Here is a 17,032-nt window from a genome sequence, read left to right on the forward strand (position 1 = left end):
TCAGGCCGGCTTTGCCGCAAGCAGGTTGACGCCGGGGTACGGCAGCGGGGTGACGTCGGTGATCTTCTGCGGATCCCACGCGGTCAGCAGTTCCTGATGCAGAACCGGGTAGTAGACAGCGTTTTCGGCGATCTGGTTCAGGTACGACTGCACGAGGGTGCTGCGCTTGGCGGGGTCCGTCTCGCGAGTTGCCTCGTCCATCGTGGCGTAGATTCTCTGAGCCTGCGGCGTGTCGTCCCACTTGGCGTACGTCTTGGTCCACAGGCCGCCCTTGCTGTACGTGTAGCGAACGAGAAGGTCGACGTCGGATCCGAAAGCCTGCGGGTTCGACGTGCCGGCCGCGATCTGGAACTTCTGGCCACTGTTGAGCTTGCTGACCATCGCACTGGTGTCCTGCGGCTCGAGCGTGGTGTTGAATCCGACTGCGTCCCAGGACTCTTTGATAGTGGGGAGGCAATCGGCGAGCCAACTGACGTTGGTGGAGAGCAACGTGAGGTCGAGTCCGCTGACGCCGGCGGCAGCGAGGAGCGAGCGTGCCTTGTCCGGATCGTACGAGTAGACGGTGGACGCGCGCGAGTAGTCGGGATTGCGCTCGTACAGGTAGCTCGTGGCCGGAGCGGCCTTGCCGCCCAGGGCGATCTCGATCATCTTCGGAGTGTTGAGAGCGTAGAACATCGCCTGGCGAACGCGAACGTCGTCGAACGGTGCCTGCGTCGTGTCGAAGAGCAGGTACATCAGGTTCATGCCCGGATTGCCCTCGACGGTACGTCCACCGGACGTCAGCGTCGGGACGTTCGCAACGGGGATGTTGTCGGCGAGCTGAGCGCCGGCATTGTTGCCCGATACTCGTGCGATACGCGAGGACGTGTCGACGATGGACAGCCAGTTCATGGTCGTGAAGTTGGCCGGACGCGGGCCGTTGTACGCGGGGAAGGCCTCGAATGCCGTGTTGCTCTTGGGAGTATGGCTGGTCACCTTGTACGGACCGGAGCCGACCACGAGCGCGCCGGACTTGGCTTCGTCCCAATGGCCGTCGAAGACATGCTTGGGCATGATCTTGGCAATCGAAAGGCGTTGAGCGGCAGCGCTGAACGGGTAGTTGAAGTTGAGTGTCACGGTCTGGTCGTCGACCTTGGTGACGGACTGCAACCAGGAAGAGAAGAAGGCGCGGATCAGCACGTTCTGCTGGGGATCGAGAATGCGCTCGAAGCTGAAGACAACGTCGTCCGAGGTGACCGGGGTGCCGTCGTGCCAGGTGGCGCCGTCGCGGATCTGCATGGTCCAGCTCGACGCGGTGGCGTCGGTGGGAACAGTCTTCGCCAGCGCGGCATACGTCTCGCCGGTGGCCGGATCGTTCTCGAGCAGGCCTTCGTACACGTGGTTGACCGCGGCCATCAGGAAGCCGGATGCGGTCTGCATCGGATCGAAACTCTGGTCGTTTCCGTAACCGATGGCGGTGGTGAGGTCGCCCGTGGACGAGGAGCCGCCCACGGCCGAGGTCGACGAGGGGCCGCCGCCGCACGCTGCGAGTGTTGCGGTGATACCTGCAGCTGCTCCGAGCAGGCCGGTGTACCGGAACAGGTCCCGGCGGGTGATGGCGGAGCTCAGCGGTCGTTGGTTCTTCAAGGCGGCCTCCAAGGCGGGGAGCGGGACATCTCGGGTGGGATAGGGGATGTCCTATGTTCGACGTCCGATGTTGCGTAACCTACATTGTGGATCAGAACGCGTCTAGAGAGTCGTGAGAACTTGCGGGGAGAAATTTCGTATTTCGGCGAGTTTCATTCACCATTTAGTGCTCTCACCTGCATAGATGAAGACTGTGTTACCGACCTCGAATTGACGGTCGATCTCACTGGCCGTATAACATAGGACATCCCTTATCCAATCTTTGGAGACTTCATGACCCGATACAAAGTCGGCGTGGTCGGTTGCGGATTCTTCGGTAGTTCACTCGCACGCGAGTTTGCTGCCCATCCACGTTTCGAACTCACGATGCTCTGCGACCGAGATATAGAGCGGGCGACGGAAGCCGCGGGAGAATTCGGTGCGACCCCCACCAACGATCACGGTGCGGTGGCGGCTGAAGCGACGATCGACCTTGTTGTAGTCGCGACGCCCAATCACACCCATGCGGAACCGGCACTTGCCGCACTGACACAGGGCAAGGCAGTGTTCGTGGAGAAGCCACTCGCAGTCGAGCTCTCCGAAGCTCGCGGCATGATCGAGTGCGCCGACACCAACGGTTCGACGCTCATGGTCGGACACATCATGCGGATGATGCCGGGTGTGCGAGCCCTGGCCGCGTCGGTCCGGTCCGGAGACATCGGTGACGTCAATGCCATCGAGACATCGAGGTCCCGGTGGATAGACACCGCCGGCGCGGACCCACAGTGGTGGAAGCTCGACAAGAGTCAGACCGGCGGCGAACTCACTCACGAGATTCACGAACTGGATTTGATGTGCTGGCTCGGCGGTGACGTCGACGGCGTGTCGAGCATCGCGACACCGGACGACGGATTCCGGACGACGGTCGTGAAGTTCGCCAACGGCGCGGTCGGCACCCACACGATCTCGACCCGCTCGCACACGTCGTCGTGGGATCTGACGGTCAACGGATCGGACGGCGCGCTTCGGGCGGATTTCCGTACCGGACTTGTGCAGCGCTTCACCGGAGGTCAGGTTGTCGAATCCTGGCCCATCTTCGACGACGCGGACGAGAATCAGTCCTTGATCGACTCGGCAACCAAGACGCAGAAGTACAACTCCGGCGGCGCGGCGTCGTCGGTGTGGATGCAGGCCGCGATCCGCCACGAAATCGACGAGATCGCACGGGTTCTCGATTCCGGCGCCGAATCGCCCCTCACGGCGGACACCGACCGAGCGCTGGTCGTGGCGCAGCAGGTGCGTCTCGGACAAGCCGAGCCCGCGGACATTCGAGCTGCGCGATGAGCGTCCGCGTTGCCGTGATCGGCAGCGGCGGAATCGCGCGGGACCACGTACGTTCGCTCGCCGGCCTGCCGACAGTGGAGGTCGCCTACGTAGTCGGTAGTGACTTGAACCGGGCTGCATCGGTGGCTGCCCTCGCACCGGGCGCGCAGGCGAGCACCGACCTGGACCGAGTTCTGGCAGATCCGTCGATCACGGCTGTCAACGTCGTCGGGGCAACTCCGGATCATGCGCCGGTGACGATTGCAGCAGGCCGTGCGGGAAAGCATGTCCACGTGGAGAAGCCGGCCGCGCTGAGCGTCGCCGACTTCGACGCCATGGTTGCAGCGACCGAAGGCAACGGTACGTCGTTGATGGTCGGTCAGACCGTGCGGTTCCAGCCGTCGATCACCTCGATCGGCGCTTCCGTCGCGCAGGGCGCTATCGGGGATCCCCGCTTGATCCATTTGAGTTGGTACACCGGCCACGTCTGGCCGGGCGGCTGGCGCGGGTGGCAACACGACAAGGAACGCTCCGGTGGGCATCCCGTTCACAACGGAACGCACGCACTCGATCTGGTGACCTGGCTGATCGACCGCAAGCCGATTCGCGTTTTCGCTCGCAGCTTTCCGACGTTTGCCGCCGGCATGCCCGTTCATGACAGCTTCCATCTGACCGTCCGCTTCGAGGACGGTTCCTTGGCGTTGATCGAGTTGGCGTACGCGCTGCCACAATCGGGAAAGATGTTGCGTCGCATCGTCGTCTCGGGCACGCAGGGCACTCTCGCGCACGACACGGGCGATGATCCGGGGCTCATGTCCGACACCACCAACGCGCCGCCGTCGTCGATCGAAGACGCCATGACGCATCAGATGCGCCACTGGATCGGCACTCTTGACGGTTCTCAGACGCCGTTGGTCCAGAACTGGCAGGTGCGCGCGGCGCTCGCCACAGCCGTCGCCGCGCAACAATCGCTTGATACCGGGCGCGCCGTTGCAATCGGAGGGCAGCAATGACCAGCACTGGTTCGATCCGTGTCGGATTCATCAGCGGCGTAAGGCATGCCGGGTCCTACGCGGACTTGTTGCGAGCCGACCCCCGCGTGCACCTGGTCGGTGTCGCCGACGAATCATCGGTGCCCGACTGGATCCGCGAAGACGGAATGAAGATGGCCGCTGCCGCCGACATCGCGTGGATCGACGACCTCGGTGAGCTTCTCGACCCCGACCGGATTGACCTGGCAGTGATCTGCAGCGAACCGACTCGGCATGCGAGGCTCGCTATAGCTGCCTTGAACGCGGGACTTGATGTCCTCGTGGACAAGCCGGTGGGAATCGACGAGACAGAAGCCGCGGCGGTTCAGGAAGCAGCTGAGGCAAACGGGCGCATCTGCACCGTAGTAAACCGCACGCATTCACCCGCCCTGCGGAGACTGCGCCGCTGGATCGACGCGGGAAACCTCGGACTTCCACGCCACGTGGACATCGAGTTCCTCGCCAGCGGAACACATTTTGCGACATCCGTGGAACGGCCGGAGTTGGTTGTCGACCCAGCACTGTCCGGCGGGGGAGAAGTTGTGAACTTCCTTGGATACGCCGCCGACTACCTCCGTTACCTCACCGGACTCGACGTCACCGAGGTGTACGCGGAGACAAGCACGTTGTACGGCGGCGCACACGAGAAGTTCGGTGTGGAAGACACCGCGCTCATTTCACTCGCGCTGGCACACGGCGTCACTGCGACCGTCACAGTCGGAAGAATCCCCGCAGCACCAGGTTTCGGTGCCAATACCGCAACGGTTCGGGTACTCGGATCGCACGGTTACGCCAGTTCGGACGACGACAAACCAGCGCTCATGCAGTTCGGTGCTTCCGGTGATGTCACCGCACTACCCATCGGGGGCTTCGGATCCGACAATGCGGTGTCGAGCTTCCTCGCTCACCTACTCGATCGACTGCCGAACCGGATCAACCCCGATTACTCGGTTGCCGACGCTCGCGCATCGATGCGCGTGATCGACGCCGCCTACCGGTCCGCCGCGTGCGGGCAGCCGGTTTCCGTGTGATCAACCTTCAAGTGTTTTGCCCCGCAATTTAATCCGATAATCAACGTACGGAGACCCCATGAGCACGGACACCACGACCTTCAGCGGAATTGTTCCTCCGATCGTCACACCCTTGACCATTGACGGTGACGTCGACACGAAGTCGCTCGAGCGCCTCCTGTCGATGCAGATCGAGGCGGGCGTCGACGGCCTGTTCATCCTCGGTTCCTCGGGCGAGGTCGGCTACCTGACCGATGCTCAGCGCGCCCAGGTTGTGCAGACGGCCATCGGACACGTCGGCGGCCAGTTGCCGGTGTTGGTCGGTGTCAACGACATGACGACGAACCGCGTCATCGCAGTTGCCGAGCAGGCACGTGAGGCCGGTGCAGACGCCATCGTCGCGACAGCTCCCTTCTACGCGATCACCAACGCCGAAGAGACGGCCACGCACTTCCGCTCCATCCATGCGGCAGTGGACCTTCCGCTGTTTGCCTACGACGTTCCGGTCCGTGTTCACAGCAAGCTTTCCACCGCAATGCTGGTCGAACTCGGCCGCGAAGGTGTCATTGCCGGTGTCAAGGACTCGAGCGGCGACGACGTCAGCTTCCGCATGCTGCTGCGTCAGTCCGTCGGCCTGGAGAACTTTGCCGTCTTCACCGGCCACGAGGTTGTAGTCGACGGCTGCCTGCTCATGGGTGCATCAGGTGCGGTGCCCGGCCTGGCAAACGTCGATCCCCACGGCTACGTCCGGTTGTGGCGCGCCGCGCAGGCCGGCGACTGGGCTGCCGCCAAGGTCGAGCAGGACCGGCTCACGGATCTCTTCTCCATCGTCGACGCGCCGACGCCGGGCCGCGTCAGTGCAGGTGCTGCCGGATTGGGCGCCTTCAAGACTGCACTGGCTCTGCGCGGTGTCATCTCGAGCAACACGATGTGCGCTCCGATGCTGTCTCTCGACGAGTCCGAGGCCGCAACCATCAAGGTCATTCTCGAACGCGCCGGACTGATCTGACGATGACGCACGGGCAGGAGCGTTGGATCGGTGTCGACATCGGGGGCACCAAAGTAGCTGCAGCCGTGGTTACCTCCTCAGGTGAAGTGCTCGAATCCGTTCGCGCAGCAACACCGGCGGCGGGCCGAGATGCGGTGCTCGACACTACAGCTGCATTGATCGACCAGTTACGCGTCACACACACTGTTGACGGAATCGGTGTTGGTGCACCGGGAATCGTCGATCGGTCCAGTGGTCGAGTGGTGTTCGCTTCCGACATCCTGCCCGGGTGGATGGGCGCAGAGGTGCGCAGTGAGCTCGAAGCGCGTACGTCGCTGCCGGTGACCGTGGACAACGACGTGCGAGTTATGGCGCACGGGGAGAACATGATCGGTGCCGGCCACGGTCGGAGTTCCGTCTTGTTCGTCTCGATCGGCACCGGCATCGGTGGCGCGCTGTCCATCGGCGGTGAACTCCGTCATGGCGCTCACGGCACGGCAGGTGAACTGGCACATCTGCTCGTTCCCGCGGCCGGTGCCATCGGCTGTGGCTGCGGCCGCACCGATCACCTCGAAGCGGTTGCCTCCGGACCCGCCATGGCTGCCGAGTATGCCGCCAGGGCTGGTGTTCCCGTGCAGCCTTTGCCGAAGGTGGTTGCACTGATGCACTCGGGTGACCCGATTGCCCGCGCAGTGATCACCGATGCGGGTGAACTACTCGGCCGGGTTCTGGCCGGAGTGGCAACGGCCTTCGATCCCGAGGTGATCGTGATCGGCGGCGGCGCCGCCCAGATCGGAGCAGATCTGCTGTCGCCCTTGATGTCGGCATTCCGAGTCGAAGCGATGAAGCCGATCGCCGAGACCGCCATTCTCCCGGCACGGTTGGGCACCGACGCGCCATTGGTGGGCGCCGGACTGCTTGCCGCCGCAACACGAACAGAGGTATCACGATGACACTCGACGAGTTACTGAAGATCATCAGCGGAAAGCTGGTCGTCTCGTGCCAGGCTGGCCATGGGCACGCGCTGCGTGACACGGCAACAATCGAGCGGATGGCCAGGGCTGCCGTCGACGGCGGCGCTGCCGCGATTCGCTGCGGCGGAGTGGGCGGAACACCCGATGTCGCCGCTGTCGCCGCTGCTGTGACGGTGCCGGTGATCGGTCTGACGAAGATCGGATCCTCCGGGGTGTTCATCACTCCGACACGAGAATCCGCGTTGGACGTTGTCGACGCCGGTGCACAAATCGTTGCAGCCGACGCGACATTGCGCCAACGCCCGGACGGATTGACATTCGCGGATACCGTCGAGGCAGTCCATGCGCGAGGCGCTCTGGTGATGGCTGATTGTGGAACGCTCGAAGATGGCATTGCGGCCGCAGAGGCCGGCGCCGACATCATCTCGAGTACCCTTGCCGGTTACACCGAGAACAGTCGACGGCTCAGTGGTCCCGATCTGGAGCTGATCTCGGAACTGAGGAACGCACTTCCCGATGCAGTGCTGATCGCGGAAGGTCGCTACCACAGCCCGGAGCATGCAGCGCAGGCGATTGCGCTTGGTGCGGATTCGGTAGTGGTGGGTACCGCGATCACCGATCCAGCCTTCATTACCGCGACGTTCGCCAAGGCGATCGCGGGCGCGCGGAGCGATGGTCGATGACGGCTGAGCGTCGCAGAGTCGAAGCACTGCTGAAAGATTCGTCCACACCGATCCGGTGGGTGTTCACCGGCGACAGCATCACGCAGGGTTTGGCTCACACAAACGGGCAGCGCAGCTACGTCGAACACTTTGCGGAACGCATCCGTGGCGAGATGTCGTTGTTCAATCACATTGTGATCAACACCGGCGTGAGCGGTAACCGCTCGTCCGACGTCCGTGACGGATTTGCCCATCGCATCGAGATCTTCGAGCCGTCGGTGGTGTTGATCATGCTCGGCACCAACGACGCTCTCGGCGGCGGCGTCGATCTCGAACGATTCCGGGAAGACCTGTCCGACATCATCTTCCGCTCACGTGCGCTCGGTGCCGTTCCGATTCTGCAGACGCCGCCGCCCATCGACGTCCCGAACGCGCCGACGCGATCCGCGCTGATCGACTACGTCGAGATGACCCGCCGGGTTGCCGCGTCGACGCGCGCGATCTTCATCGATCACTACGAGCAGTGGTTCGCGGATTCACCGGAGGGTCCGCCGCCGTCACTCTTGGCTGATGCGTTCCATCCGAACGAGAACGGGCACTATGTGCTCGCGGACGCGATACTTCGCGAGTTGGGGATCGCCGACATGGACAGTTCTGTTGCAACACAGGTGATGTCGTGATCCTGCGTGGAAAGCTGATCACCGGAGGCCGCATGCTGGCCGACGGAGTTGTCGAGACGTCCGGTGATCGAGTGGTGTGGGCCGGACCCGCGTCGGAGCGGACGGACCAGCTCCCGGAACCTGCTGATCCGGGCACGACGATCATTCCCGGTCTCGTGGACGTGCACTGCCATGGGGCCGGCGGATTCGGTTTCCCGGAAGCCGATCGCGACGGTTCCACCGCAGCGGCGGATCACCACCGACACAACGGAACGACCTCGGTGATCGGGTCGTTGGTGTCGGCGCCGCCGAATGTCTTGCATGGCCGCATCGAATTGCTGGCGTCGCTTGTGGAGCGCGGCACGCTCGCCGGAATCCATCTGGAAGGTCCGTTCCTGTCGGTACTGCGTTGTGGTGCACAGGATCCTGCAAGCATTCTCGACGGCGATCCAGCCCTGCTCGAGTCGCTGTTGGCTGCCGGGCGCGGTCACATCCGCTCGATGACCATCGCACCCGAGACCGCGCATTTTGCCGAACTGTCGACCATGCTGACCGAGAACGGCGTGGTGGTCAGCATCGGTCACACCGACGCGTCCAATCCGACCGCCACCCGATCGATCGCACATTCGGCTCACGCACCGCTCAGTGCCACACACCTTTTCAACGGAATGGCGCCTATGCACCACCGTGAGCCTGGCGCAGTGGCTGCCTGCCTGGCGGCCGCAGCCCGTGGCCAGATGGTGGTCGAGTTGGTCGGCGACGGTGTCCATCTGGCCGATGAAACTGTCTCCACGGTGTTCGATCTTGTCGGCCCACATCAGATTGCTCTGGTCTCCGACGCCATGGCGGCAGCAGGTATGCCGGATGGGCGGTACCCGCTCGGTCCACTCGACGTGGACGTTGTCGACGGAGTGGCCCGACTTGCCGGACAAGGCGACACTGCTATAGCCGGCGGTACCAGCAGGCTGATGGACATCGTGCGTCGGACGGTGCTCGATGCCGGGGTTGATCTGCTCGCGGCGGTCACCGCCGCAACTGCAACTCCCGCCGCGCTGTTGGGATTGACCGGGATTGTCGGTGACCTCGTCCCGGGATGCCGCGCCGATCTTGTCGTTACCGACAAAAAACTTTTGCCCCGAGCAGTCATGGCTTCGGGAAACTGGCTTACGAACACCATGGAAAGCTGAGAGGAAGAACTCCGATGGAAATTGTCATCGTCAACGACGCGGATACAGCCGGCACGGTTGTCGCCGATATCTTCGACCACGCAGTACGCTCCGGCGCACGAACTTTGGGCTTGGCAACTGGATCGTCGCCGCTCTCCGTCTACCGCGAACTTGCGAGGCGCCACCGCGAGGAAGGCTTGAGTTTTGCCGGCCTGCAGGCTTTTCTGCTCGACGAGTACGTCGGCCTCCCAGATGGACACCCCGAGTCCTATGCGCAGGTAATCCGGACCGAGCTGGTCAATCACCTTGACCTCGACAGTGCTCGCGTGTTCAGTCCGAACGGAACTACCGGAGACCCGTTCGGCGCTGCCGCAGCCTACGATCGCGCGATCGCCGCCAACGGTCCGGTGGATGTACAACTCCTCGGCATCGGGGCAAACGGCCACATCGGATTCAACGAGCCGACGTCGTCGCTGACCTCACGCACACGGGTGAAAACGTTGACCGAACAGACCCGGATAGACAACGCACGATTCTTCGAGAGCCTCGACGACGTTCCGCGCCACGTCATCACACAGGGTCTCGGAACGATCTGCGACGCAGGGCATCTTGTGATGATCGCAACCGGAGAACACAAGGCAGACGCGATCGCCGCCGCGGTCGAAGGACCCCTCGCCGCGGTCTGTCCCGCATCGGTTCTTCAATTGCACCCACACGCAACAGTTGTCGTCGACGAAGCCGCGGCGTCGAAGCTTCAGCTCACCGAGTTCTACAAGACGGTGTCAGCGCACAAGCCGCTCGCGCAACACTACTGAGCCGACGCGGCACCTTCACTGTGCTCCGACCGTGACTTTCTCGAGAGTGAGCGCCCGCTCAGGCGTGAGCAACTGGAATTCGGCCTCGCCGCGTTGACGGATCCAGACCGGATCGCTGGTATTCCAGCGCTCCGCGCTCTGGGTTCGGGTGACAACTTTGAAGGTTGCGGTCCGCGGAAATTCGCTGCAGACCCGGATGAGTGTGGGCTTCTGCTTCGGGCCCAGCTCAGGACGTGAATCTATGTATGCGGCAACCGCTTCGGGATCGAAGTTGCTGACATCACCTACCGGGATGACCGACGCCATCACTCGGTCGCCGACATCGCTGTCCGGGACTGCGTAGACGGACACCTGCGCAAAGCCGGGGTAGGCGGTGAGCGCGCGTTCGATGGGGGCGGCGCCGATGTTCTCGCCGTCGACGCGCAGCCACCCGGAACTGCGCCCCGCGAAGTAGACATATCCGTCGGCGTCGGCGTACGCGAGGTCGCCGGTCCAGTACTGACCGTTGCGCATACGTTCGGCGTCGGCTTCGGGGTTCTTGTAGTACCCGGCGAAGGCTCCCGGACCGGTCACGTTGACCATTTCGCCGGTTGCCTCGTCTGCGTTGACGATCCGGCCATCCGCGTCGAATTCTGCAGGTGGGCAGGGAACTCCGGTTTCGGGGTGAAGAATCTTCACGCCTTCGGGGAGCAGTCCGAGAGTGCCGGCACGGGGGATAGGCGCTGCGCCGATCGACACTCCACCCTCGGTGGAACCGAATCCGTCGATGACGCGCGCGCCGAAGCGACGGACAAACGTGGCGACTGCGGGAGCGGCACCCTCGTTGCCGTACATGATCTTCAGAGTGTTGTCGTGATCGTCGGGCTGCTCGGGTGTCGCGGCGATGAAGGAAAGCGGTTTGCCGACGTAGTTGGAGTAGGTGATCCCGTATTTGCGGACGTCAGGGAGAAATCCCGAAGCGGAGAACTTGCGGCGCATGGCAATTGCGCACTTGCGATGCAGTGCGATTGCCCACGCTGCCATGATCGCGTTGGAATGGAACATCGGCATTGCCATGTAGATGACATCGCTCGGCCCGAGTTCGAATCGATCGCCGAGCATGATCGCGGGATCTGCGATCTTGGAGTGCGTGCAACGAACAGCCTTGGGATCGCCGCTGGTCCCCGAGGTGAAGATGAGCATCATCAGGTCGTCGGGAGAGACTGCGCAGGCGTTGTGCGGGGAACGGGCGAAGGGCGCCAACAGTTCCGCCCACTCCGGCGAGTCGACGTTGATTACCCGAACGTCGCCGAGGTCGACCCCGTCGAGAAGGTGCGCCTGACTGTTCTCGGTGAAGATGATCTGGCAGTCGGCCAATGCGACATCTCGAGCCAGCGCCGGCCCCCGCCTCGTCGTGTTCAGTCCGGCCAGCACCGTGCCGGAGAAGGCCGCTGCGCCCAGTAGCAGCGAGAACTCCGGAATGTTCTCCATCAACAAACCGAAGTGTCGTGGACGCTCGTGGTCGAGCACAGCATCGAGCATCGCGGCGCGGTCGAACGAGGCCTGGATATGCTCGCGCCAGGTGATGGCCTGGTCCTCGAATCGGATGCCGTACGAGTCGATCTCACTGACTCCGAGGAGCAGATCTGAAACGGTGGGGCTCTCACTCATAATTGCATCATTACCGATTCGTCGAGGACCAGGTCCGGGTATTCCGCTTGGTGGGACTCCGATTGGTGAGACAAGCTCACGCGGGTTCGTCAGCGAGTTCCTTACCGAGACTGCGCAGCAGATCGGTGGTGTTGCCGAGCAGGAATTCGTGACGCTTGGCAGCGAGGAAGTACCGGTGGATCGGGTGATCCTCGTCCAATCCGACACCGCCGTGGACGTGGACAGCGGTGTGTGCGACGCGGTGGCCGGCGTCGGCTGCCCAGAACTTCGCGGTCTTGACGGACTCGGTGGCAGGGAGAGATTCGCTCAGTTGCCAGGCCGCTGCCCAGAGAGTCAGACGCACTCCCTTGACGTCGATGTACCCGTCGGCCAGTCGTTGAGCCACAGCCTGGAAGCTGCCGATCGGGCGACCGAACTGGACTCGCTCGCGCGCGTATTCCGCGGTCAATTTCAGGGCCTGATCGAGTACACCGTATTGGTATGCGCTGGAACCGAGTCGGGCACGTTCGACGATCCATTCGCTGATCTCGGAGCCCTGAGCCACCGAGCCGAGCACCCGGTCGTCCGGTAGTTGGACCGCATCGAGATCGACCTGGCCTGCGCTGCCGAAGTCGACTATCGACTGCCGCGTGACACTGACACCGACGTCGCCCGGCTGCACCAGGAACACGACAACACCGTCGTCGGTACTTGCGGGGACCAGGAAGAGGTCGGCTATCGGTGCGCTGTCGACCACGATCTTCGTGCCGGTCAGCTCCCAACCGGTTTCCGTTCGGTTCGCATGCGTGAACGGGAGAGCTGGATTGTCGCCCCATTCTTCGGACAGCGCTGCTGTCAGGATCTTCTCGCCGCGTGCTGCGGGCGCAGCCCAGTCGGCGCGCTGGCTGTCGTCGCCGAATTCCGCGATCGCGGCGGCGGACGACACGATGGACGTCAGATATGGCACCGGTGCAACAGCCCGGCCCAATTCGACAAGAATGCTGCACTGCTCGAGCACACCAAATCCGTCTCCGCCCACCGATTCCGGCAAGGCTGCGCTGAGAACGCCGGACGATGCGAGCGCCGCCCACAGTGTGCGGTCGGTGCGGTCCTGCGCTGCGTCGAGTTCACGGAGGCGGTCGTTGGTGACCAGTTCGGTGACAATTCCGCGGGTGAGGCCGGCCAGATCGTTCTGGGCCTCGGTGAAGGTGAAATCCATGTCGCGAGGTGTCCTTATCGCTTTGAGGGCGGCAAGCCCAGGGCCGTCATACCGATGATGTCGCGCTGCACTTCGTTTGTGCCGCCGCCGAACGTCAGGATCAACGAGGAACGGTGCATCCGTTCGATTCGTCCACGTAGGACCGCGCCGGGGGAGTTCTGCCGGATGACGGCCGACGGTCCGAGGATTTCCATCAGCAATCGGTAAGCCTCGGTGGCGAATTCGGTGCCGAACACCTTATTGGCCGATGCCGCTTCCGGACCGGGGGAGTGATCGGTGGTCGACGCGATTTCCCAGTTCATCAGCTTGAGGTACTCGGCTTTGGCATGCACCCGCGCCAGGTTGATCTGAACCCATTCCTGATCGATCATGCGTCGGCCGTCGGGAAGCTTGGTGTTCTGGGCCCACTCGCGGACCTCACGCTGCGCCGTCAGAATCGGACCTGCCGAGGTGAGCGCAACACGTTCGTGATTGAGCTGATTGGTGATCAGGCCCCAGCCGCCGTGTTCCTCACCGACGATCGACGACGCCGGAACACGCACATCCTGGTAGTAGGTGGCGCTGGTGTCCGGTCCGGCCATGGTGTGCACCGGTGTGTAGGAGAATCCTTCGGCGGTGGTGGGGACGATCAGCATGCTGATTCCCTTGTGCTTCTTGGCTTCCGGATCGGTGCGGCAGGCGAGCCAGATGTAGTCCGCGTACTGGATGAGGCTTGTCCACATCTTCTGACCGTTGATGATGTAGTCGTCGCCGTCCTTGACGGCGGATGTGCGCAGCGATGCCAGGTCGGTTCCGGCTCCGGGCTCGGAATACCCAATGGCAAAATGCAGTTCGCCGCGCGAGATCTTCGGCAAGAAGAATGCCTTCTGCTCCTCGGTGCCGAAATGCATGATTGTCGGGGCCACAGAGTTGATGGTCAGGAAGGGCACCGGCGCTCCGGCGATCGCAGCTTCGTCGGTGAAGATCAGCTGGTCCATGGCGGATCGTTCCTGCCCGCCGTACTCCTTGGGCCAGCCGAGCGTGAGCCAGCCGTCCTGGCCCATCTGTGCCACAACCTCGCGGTACACGTTTCCTTCGCCGTACTCGCCGGTGGTGGCTGCGAGGGCTTCGCGGCGAGCCGGGGTCATCAGTTGAGCAAAGTACGCGCGCAACTCCTCCTGAAGCGCTTGTTGCTCAGGTGTGTAGGTGATGTGCATGGTTGCCTCTCGAAGTAGAGATACAAATCGACTATCTGGCACAGGTTCTATAGGCAGGTTCTCCGGGCGTGGCACGCACGTGGGCGAATCCAGGCACTCGTTTCTGCTACTTTTCCGAATCATTGCACACGAGGTGGAACAGGTTCTAGTGTTATGGCAGGAACGGTGCGGAGCGCAGCCCTGCGATGCCCGTTTCTCCACTAGTCTGTGGCGCCCAAATGTGTGAGTAGAGAAGAGGAATACCCATGGAGGTCAGGGTTGATCTGGACCGTTGTGAGGCCAACGGAGTCTGCGTCGGTATCGCCCCCGATATTTTCGACCTCGACGACAACGAGGAGTTGGTGATCAGTTCGGCGCGTCCACCGGAGGATCGCTGGGAGGATGTTCGTTCCGCGATCGCCCAGTGCCCACGCGCCGCATTGACGGAACATCCGTGAGGGCTATTGCCCAAAACAGGAACACGTTCTAAAGTTGCGAAGTCGTGAGGCCCGACAGGCTCCGCCGAGACGGTCGGGTTCACGATCGCACAGAACTGGGAGAACGCGTCGATGAATGCTGTGAAGAGCGAGGACACCAGTCTCGAAGGCAAGGTCGCCATCGTGACCGGTGCCGGATCGGGACTCGGAAAGTTCGAGGCCATCGCCCTGGCGAAAGCCGGCGCGTCGGTGGTTGTCAACGATCTGGCGCCGAACGAGGCCGTCGAAACAACTCTCGACGAGATTCGTAGCCTGGGCGCCAAGGTCGAATTTGTAGCCGGCAATGTCGGCGAACGTTCCACGGCGGACGCGCTCATGGAGAAGGCGCAAGGCCAGTTCGGCAGTGTCGACATCGTAGTCAACAACGCCGGAGTCGTCCGCGATCGGATGCTGTTCAACATGTCCGACGAAGACTGGGATCTGGTACTCGAAGTCCATCTGCGTGGGCATTTTCTGTTGTGCCGCAACGCCGCTGCGTATTGGCGCACAAAGTCGAAGGAAGCCGGCGCGCCGGTATACGGGCGCATCGTCAATACGTCGTCCGAAGCGGGATTGCTGGGGCCGGAAGGTCAGCCGAATTACGGTGCCGCCAAAGCGGGCATCACGGCGCTGACTCTCTCCGCCGCTCGCGGGTTGTCTCGATACGGGGTGCGCGCCAATGCCATCTGCCCACGGGCACGGACGTCGATGACCGAGGGTGTTTTCGGTGACGCGCCGGACGAGGGCATCGATCCGCTCTCACCCGAGCATGTGGCCTCGTTGGTGTCGTATCTGGCATCGCCGGCAGCAGACGCAGTCAACGGTCAGGTCTTTATCGTCTACGGCCCCATGGTCGCGCTGATGGCGGCGCCCGTGGTGGAGCGGCGGTTCGACGCCGACGGGGCGGCCTGGTCGCCCGAGTCGTTGTCCGTCGCGATCGGTGATTACTTTGCCGACCGGGATCCCGCCACGATGTTCTCGGCTTCTGCAGCTCTTCGGGAGTTGGGCTGACGCGGGTTGCTGCCGGCTTGCCCACGACACGAAACTCAAATTCACAGATATCGCCGTTGTCGTCGTGTTTTTTGGTAGAAAGAGCATGGTCACATGTCCGAATGACTGATTTGTCGCGAATACGAGACTGTCGGTCTTCAAAAAAGTGGACTGTGTTCTAATTTCGCGCGTCATGGGCAGGGTGGTAGAACCCGCGAACGGAGCGCGCGTTTTCTGATTGTTGACGGCATCGCCGATGTTGATCATCCACCAAAAGTATTAACTTGCATGATATTTCGATCATTTGGCCGCAAATGGCGGACAGTATGAGGTGTGTTCGATGCAGGGTTTCCCGGTCGTGAAATTTGGCTATTCCCGGTGATATGCGCCCGTTTTTGACAGGTGAACACGTTCTAGTTAATATGACCTGAGTCACAAGCTGTCGGGGGCTGGACTATGCAAACAGACAGTGTTGCGGCAACAAGAGACGAGGAGGACGGATGGTAGACCTCGTCGAGGTGCCATTACGGGCGGTCGGTGGCTTCTTTCAGATGTCAGCGGAAACCTTGCGGGCAGTCTTTTCTCGTCCCTTCCAGCGTCAGGAATTCATCGATCAGGCCTGGTTCGTAGCCCGGGTCTCGATGGTCCCCACCGTGCTGGTCGCCATCCCGTTCACCGTGCTCGTCAGCTTCACCATCAACATCCTGCTGCGGGAGATCGGCGCTGCCGACCTCAGCGGTGCGGGAGCCGCGCTCGGCACCGTCACACAGGTCGGCCCCATCGTGACAGTCCTCATCGTCGCCGGCGCCGGCGCCACCGCAATCTGCGCGGACCTCTCCGCCCGTACCATCCGCGAAGAAATCGACGCGATGAGAGTGCTCGGCATCAATCCGATCCAGCGGCTTGTTGTGCCTCGGGTGCTTGCGTCCACCGGAGTGGCCCTGCTGCTCAACGGCCTGGTCATTACCATCGGCATCCTCGGCGGTTTTGTGTTCTCGGTATTCATCCAGGACGTCAACCCCGGAGCATTTGTCAACGGCATCACCTTGCTGACCGGATTCGGCGAGCTGATGCTCTCGATGGTCAAGGCTGGACTCTTCGGCATGATCGCCGGACTTGTCGCCTCGTATCTCGGGCTCAACGTCAAGGGCGGCGCCAAGAGCGTCGGCGACGCCGTCAACCAGACCGTCGTGTTCGCCTTCATGGCGCTGTTCGTCGTCAATGTGCTCATCACCACCATCGGTATCAAGTTGACGGCCGGATGAGGCGCACGGCGAGCAGGAGAACTGTGACACACCACGACGGACGGG

At 62.6% G+C, this 17,032-nt stretch carries 16 protein-coding genes; 12 read left to right on the plus strand and 4 right to left on the minus strand.

Annotation, left to right across the window (positions count from 1 at the left end; translation table 11 throughout):
• Entirely contained in the window at positions 1 to 1,626 is a 1,626-nt protein-coding gene (locus tag RG2_RS16295) for an ABC transporter substrate-binding protein (RefSeq protein WP_051730369.1), read from the minus strand.
• Positions 1,627 to 1,899: 273 nt separating this feature from the next.
• On the opposite strand from RG2_RS16295, the gene RG2_RS16300 reads away from it, so the two are divergent.
• The 9 genes from RG2_RS16300 to nagB are packed head-to-tail and all read left to right on the plus strand — an operon-like array spanning position 1,900 to position 10,233.
• On the plus strand, positions 1,900 to 2,949 hold the full coding sequence (locus tag RG2_RS16300) for a Gfo/Idh/MocA family protein (RefSeq protein ID WP_033232309.1): 1,050 nt from the start codon (positions 1,900 to 1,902) through the stop codon (positions 2,947 to 2,949).
• Entirely contained in the window at positions 2,946 to 3,941 is a 996-nt protein-coding gene (locus RG2_RS16305; RefSeq protein WP_033232308.1) for a Gfo/Idh/MocA family protein, read from the plus strand. Before RG2_RS16300 ends, RG2_RS16305 begins: the two co-directional genes overlap by 4 nt.
• Positions 3,938 to 4,990 carry a Gfo/Idh/MocA family protein gene (locus RG2_RS16310; RefSeq protein WP_033232307.1) on the plus strand — a complete coding sequence of 351 codons (1,053 nt, stop codon included), beginning with the start codon at positions 3,938 to 3,940 and terminating at the stop codon, positions 4,988 to 4,990. The genes RG2_RS16305 and RG2_RS16310 overlap by 4 nt, the downstream gene beginning before the upstream one ends.
• Before the next feature lie 58 nt (positions 4,991 to 5,048).
• On the plus strand, positions 5,049 to 5,978 hold the full coding sequence (locus RG2_RS16315; protein ID WP_033232306.1) for a dihydrodipicolinate synthase family protein: 930 nt from the start codon (positions 5,049 to 5,051) through the stop codon (positions 5,976 to 5,978).
• A gap of 2 nt (positions 5,979 to 5,980) precedes the next feature.
• Positions 5,981 to 6,910 carry an ROK family protein gene (locus tag RG2_RS16320; RefSeq protein WP_033232304.1) on the plus strand — a complete coding sequence of 310 codons (930 nt, stop codon included), beginning with the start codon at positions 5,981 to 5,983 and terminating at the stop codon, positions 6,908 to 6,910.
• Positions 6,907 to 7,614, plus strand: coding sequence for an N-acetylmannosamine-6-phosphate 2-epimerase (locus tag RG2_RS16325; RefSeq protein ID WP_033232303.1), 708 nt, complete (start codon positions 6,907 to 6,909; stop codon positions 7,612 to 7,614). The genes RG2_RS16320 and RG2_RS16325 overlap by 4 nt, the downstream gene beginning before the upstream one ends.
• Positions 7,611 to 8,273 (plus strand): SGNH/GDSL hydrolase family protein, encoded by a 663-nt coding sequence (locus RG2_RS16330; protein ID WP_033232302.1) that lies wholly within the window; start codon positions 7,611 to 7,613, stop codon positions 8,271 to 8,273. The genes RG2_RS16325 and RG2_RS16330 overlap by 4 nt, the downstream gene beginning before the upstream one ends.
• Positions 8,270 to 9,439, plus strand: a complete 1,170-nt coding sequence (locus RG2_RS16335) for an N-acetylglucosamine-6-phosphate deacetylase (protein ID WP_033232301.1) — start codon at positions 8,270 to 8,272, stop codon at positions 9,437 to 9,439. Before RG2_RS16330 ends, RG2_RS16335 begins: the two co-directional genes overlap by 4 nt.
• Positions 9,440 to 9,453: 14 nt before the next feature.
• A complete protein-coding gene (gene nagB, locus RG2_RS16340; protein WP_033232300.1) occupies positions 9,454 to 10,233 on the plus strand; it encodes a glucosamine-6-phosphate deaminase in 780 nt (259 codons plus the stop codon).
• A gap of 15 nt (positions 10,234 to 10,248) precedes the next feature.
• On the opposite strand, the gene RG2_RS16345 is transcribed toward nagB, so the two are convergent.
• The 3 genes from RG2_RS16345 to RG2_RS16355 all read right to left on the minus strand — a co-directional run bounded on the left by RG2_RS16345 (position 10,249) and on the right by RG2_RS16355 (position 14,277).
• On the minus strand, positions 10,249 to 11,883 hold the full coding sequence (locus RG2_RS16345; protein ID WP_033232299.1) for a long-chain-fatty-acid--CoA ligase: 1,635 nt from the start codon (positions 11,881 to 11,883) through the stop codon (positions 10,249 to 10,251).
• Between the two features lie 76 nt (positions 11,884 to 11,959).
• Entirely contained in the window at positions 11,960 to 13,081 is a 1,122-nt protein-coding gene (locus RG2_RS16350) for an acyl-CoA dehydrogenase family protein (protein ID WP_033232298.1), read from the minus strand.
• A gap of 14 nt (positions 13,082 to 13,095) precedes the next feature.
• Positions 13,096 to 14,277 (minus strand): acyl-CoA dehydrogenase family protein, encoded by a 1,182-nt coding sequence (locus RG2_RS16355; protein ID WP_033232297.1) that lies wholly within the window; start codon positions 14,275 to 14,277, stop codon positions 13,096 to 13,098.
• 245 nt (positions 14,278 to 14,522) lie between these two features.
• Between RG2_RS16355 and RG2_RS16360 the strand changes: the two genes are divergently transcribed.
• The 3 genes from RG2_RS16360 (at position 14,523) to RG2_RS16370 (ending at position 16,987) form a co-directional block, all read left to right on the plus strand.
• Positions 14,523 to 14,714: a ferredoxin gene (locus tag RG2_RS16360; protein WP_033232296.1), complete on the plus strand. Its 192-nt coding sequence runs from the start codon at positions 14,523 to 14,525 to the stop codon at positions 14,712 to 14,714.
• Positions 14,715 to 14,825: 111 nt separating this feature from the next.
• Positions 14,826 to 15,743: a 3-oxoacyl-ACP reductase gene (locus RG2_RS16365; protein ID WP_033232295.1), complete on the plus strand. Its 918-nt coding sequence runs from the start codon at positions 14,826 to 14,828 to the stop codon at positions 15,741 to 15,743.
• Positions 15,744 to 16,222: 479 nt separating this feature from the next.
• Complete coding sequence (locus RG2_RS16370) at positions 16,223 to 16,987, plus strand: MlaE family ABC transporter permease (protein WP_033232294.1); 765 nt, start codon at positions 16,223 to 16,225, stop codon at positions 16,985 to 16,987.
• Positions 16,988 to 17,032 lie beyond the last annotated feature (45 nt).

This window comes from Rhodococcus globerulus NBRC 14531 (genome assembly GCF_001894805.1).
Lineage (GTDB): Bacteria > Actinomycetota > Actinomycetes > Mycobacteriales > Mycobacteriaceae > Rhodococcus_F > Rhodococcus_F globerula.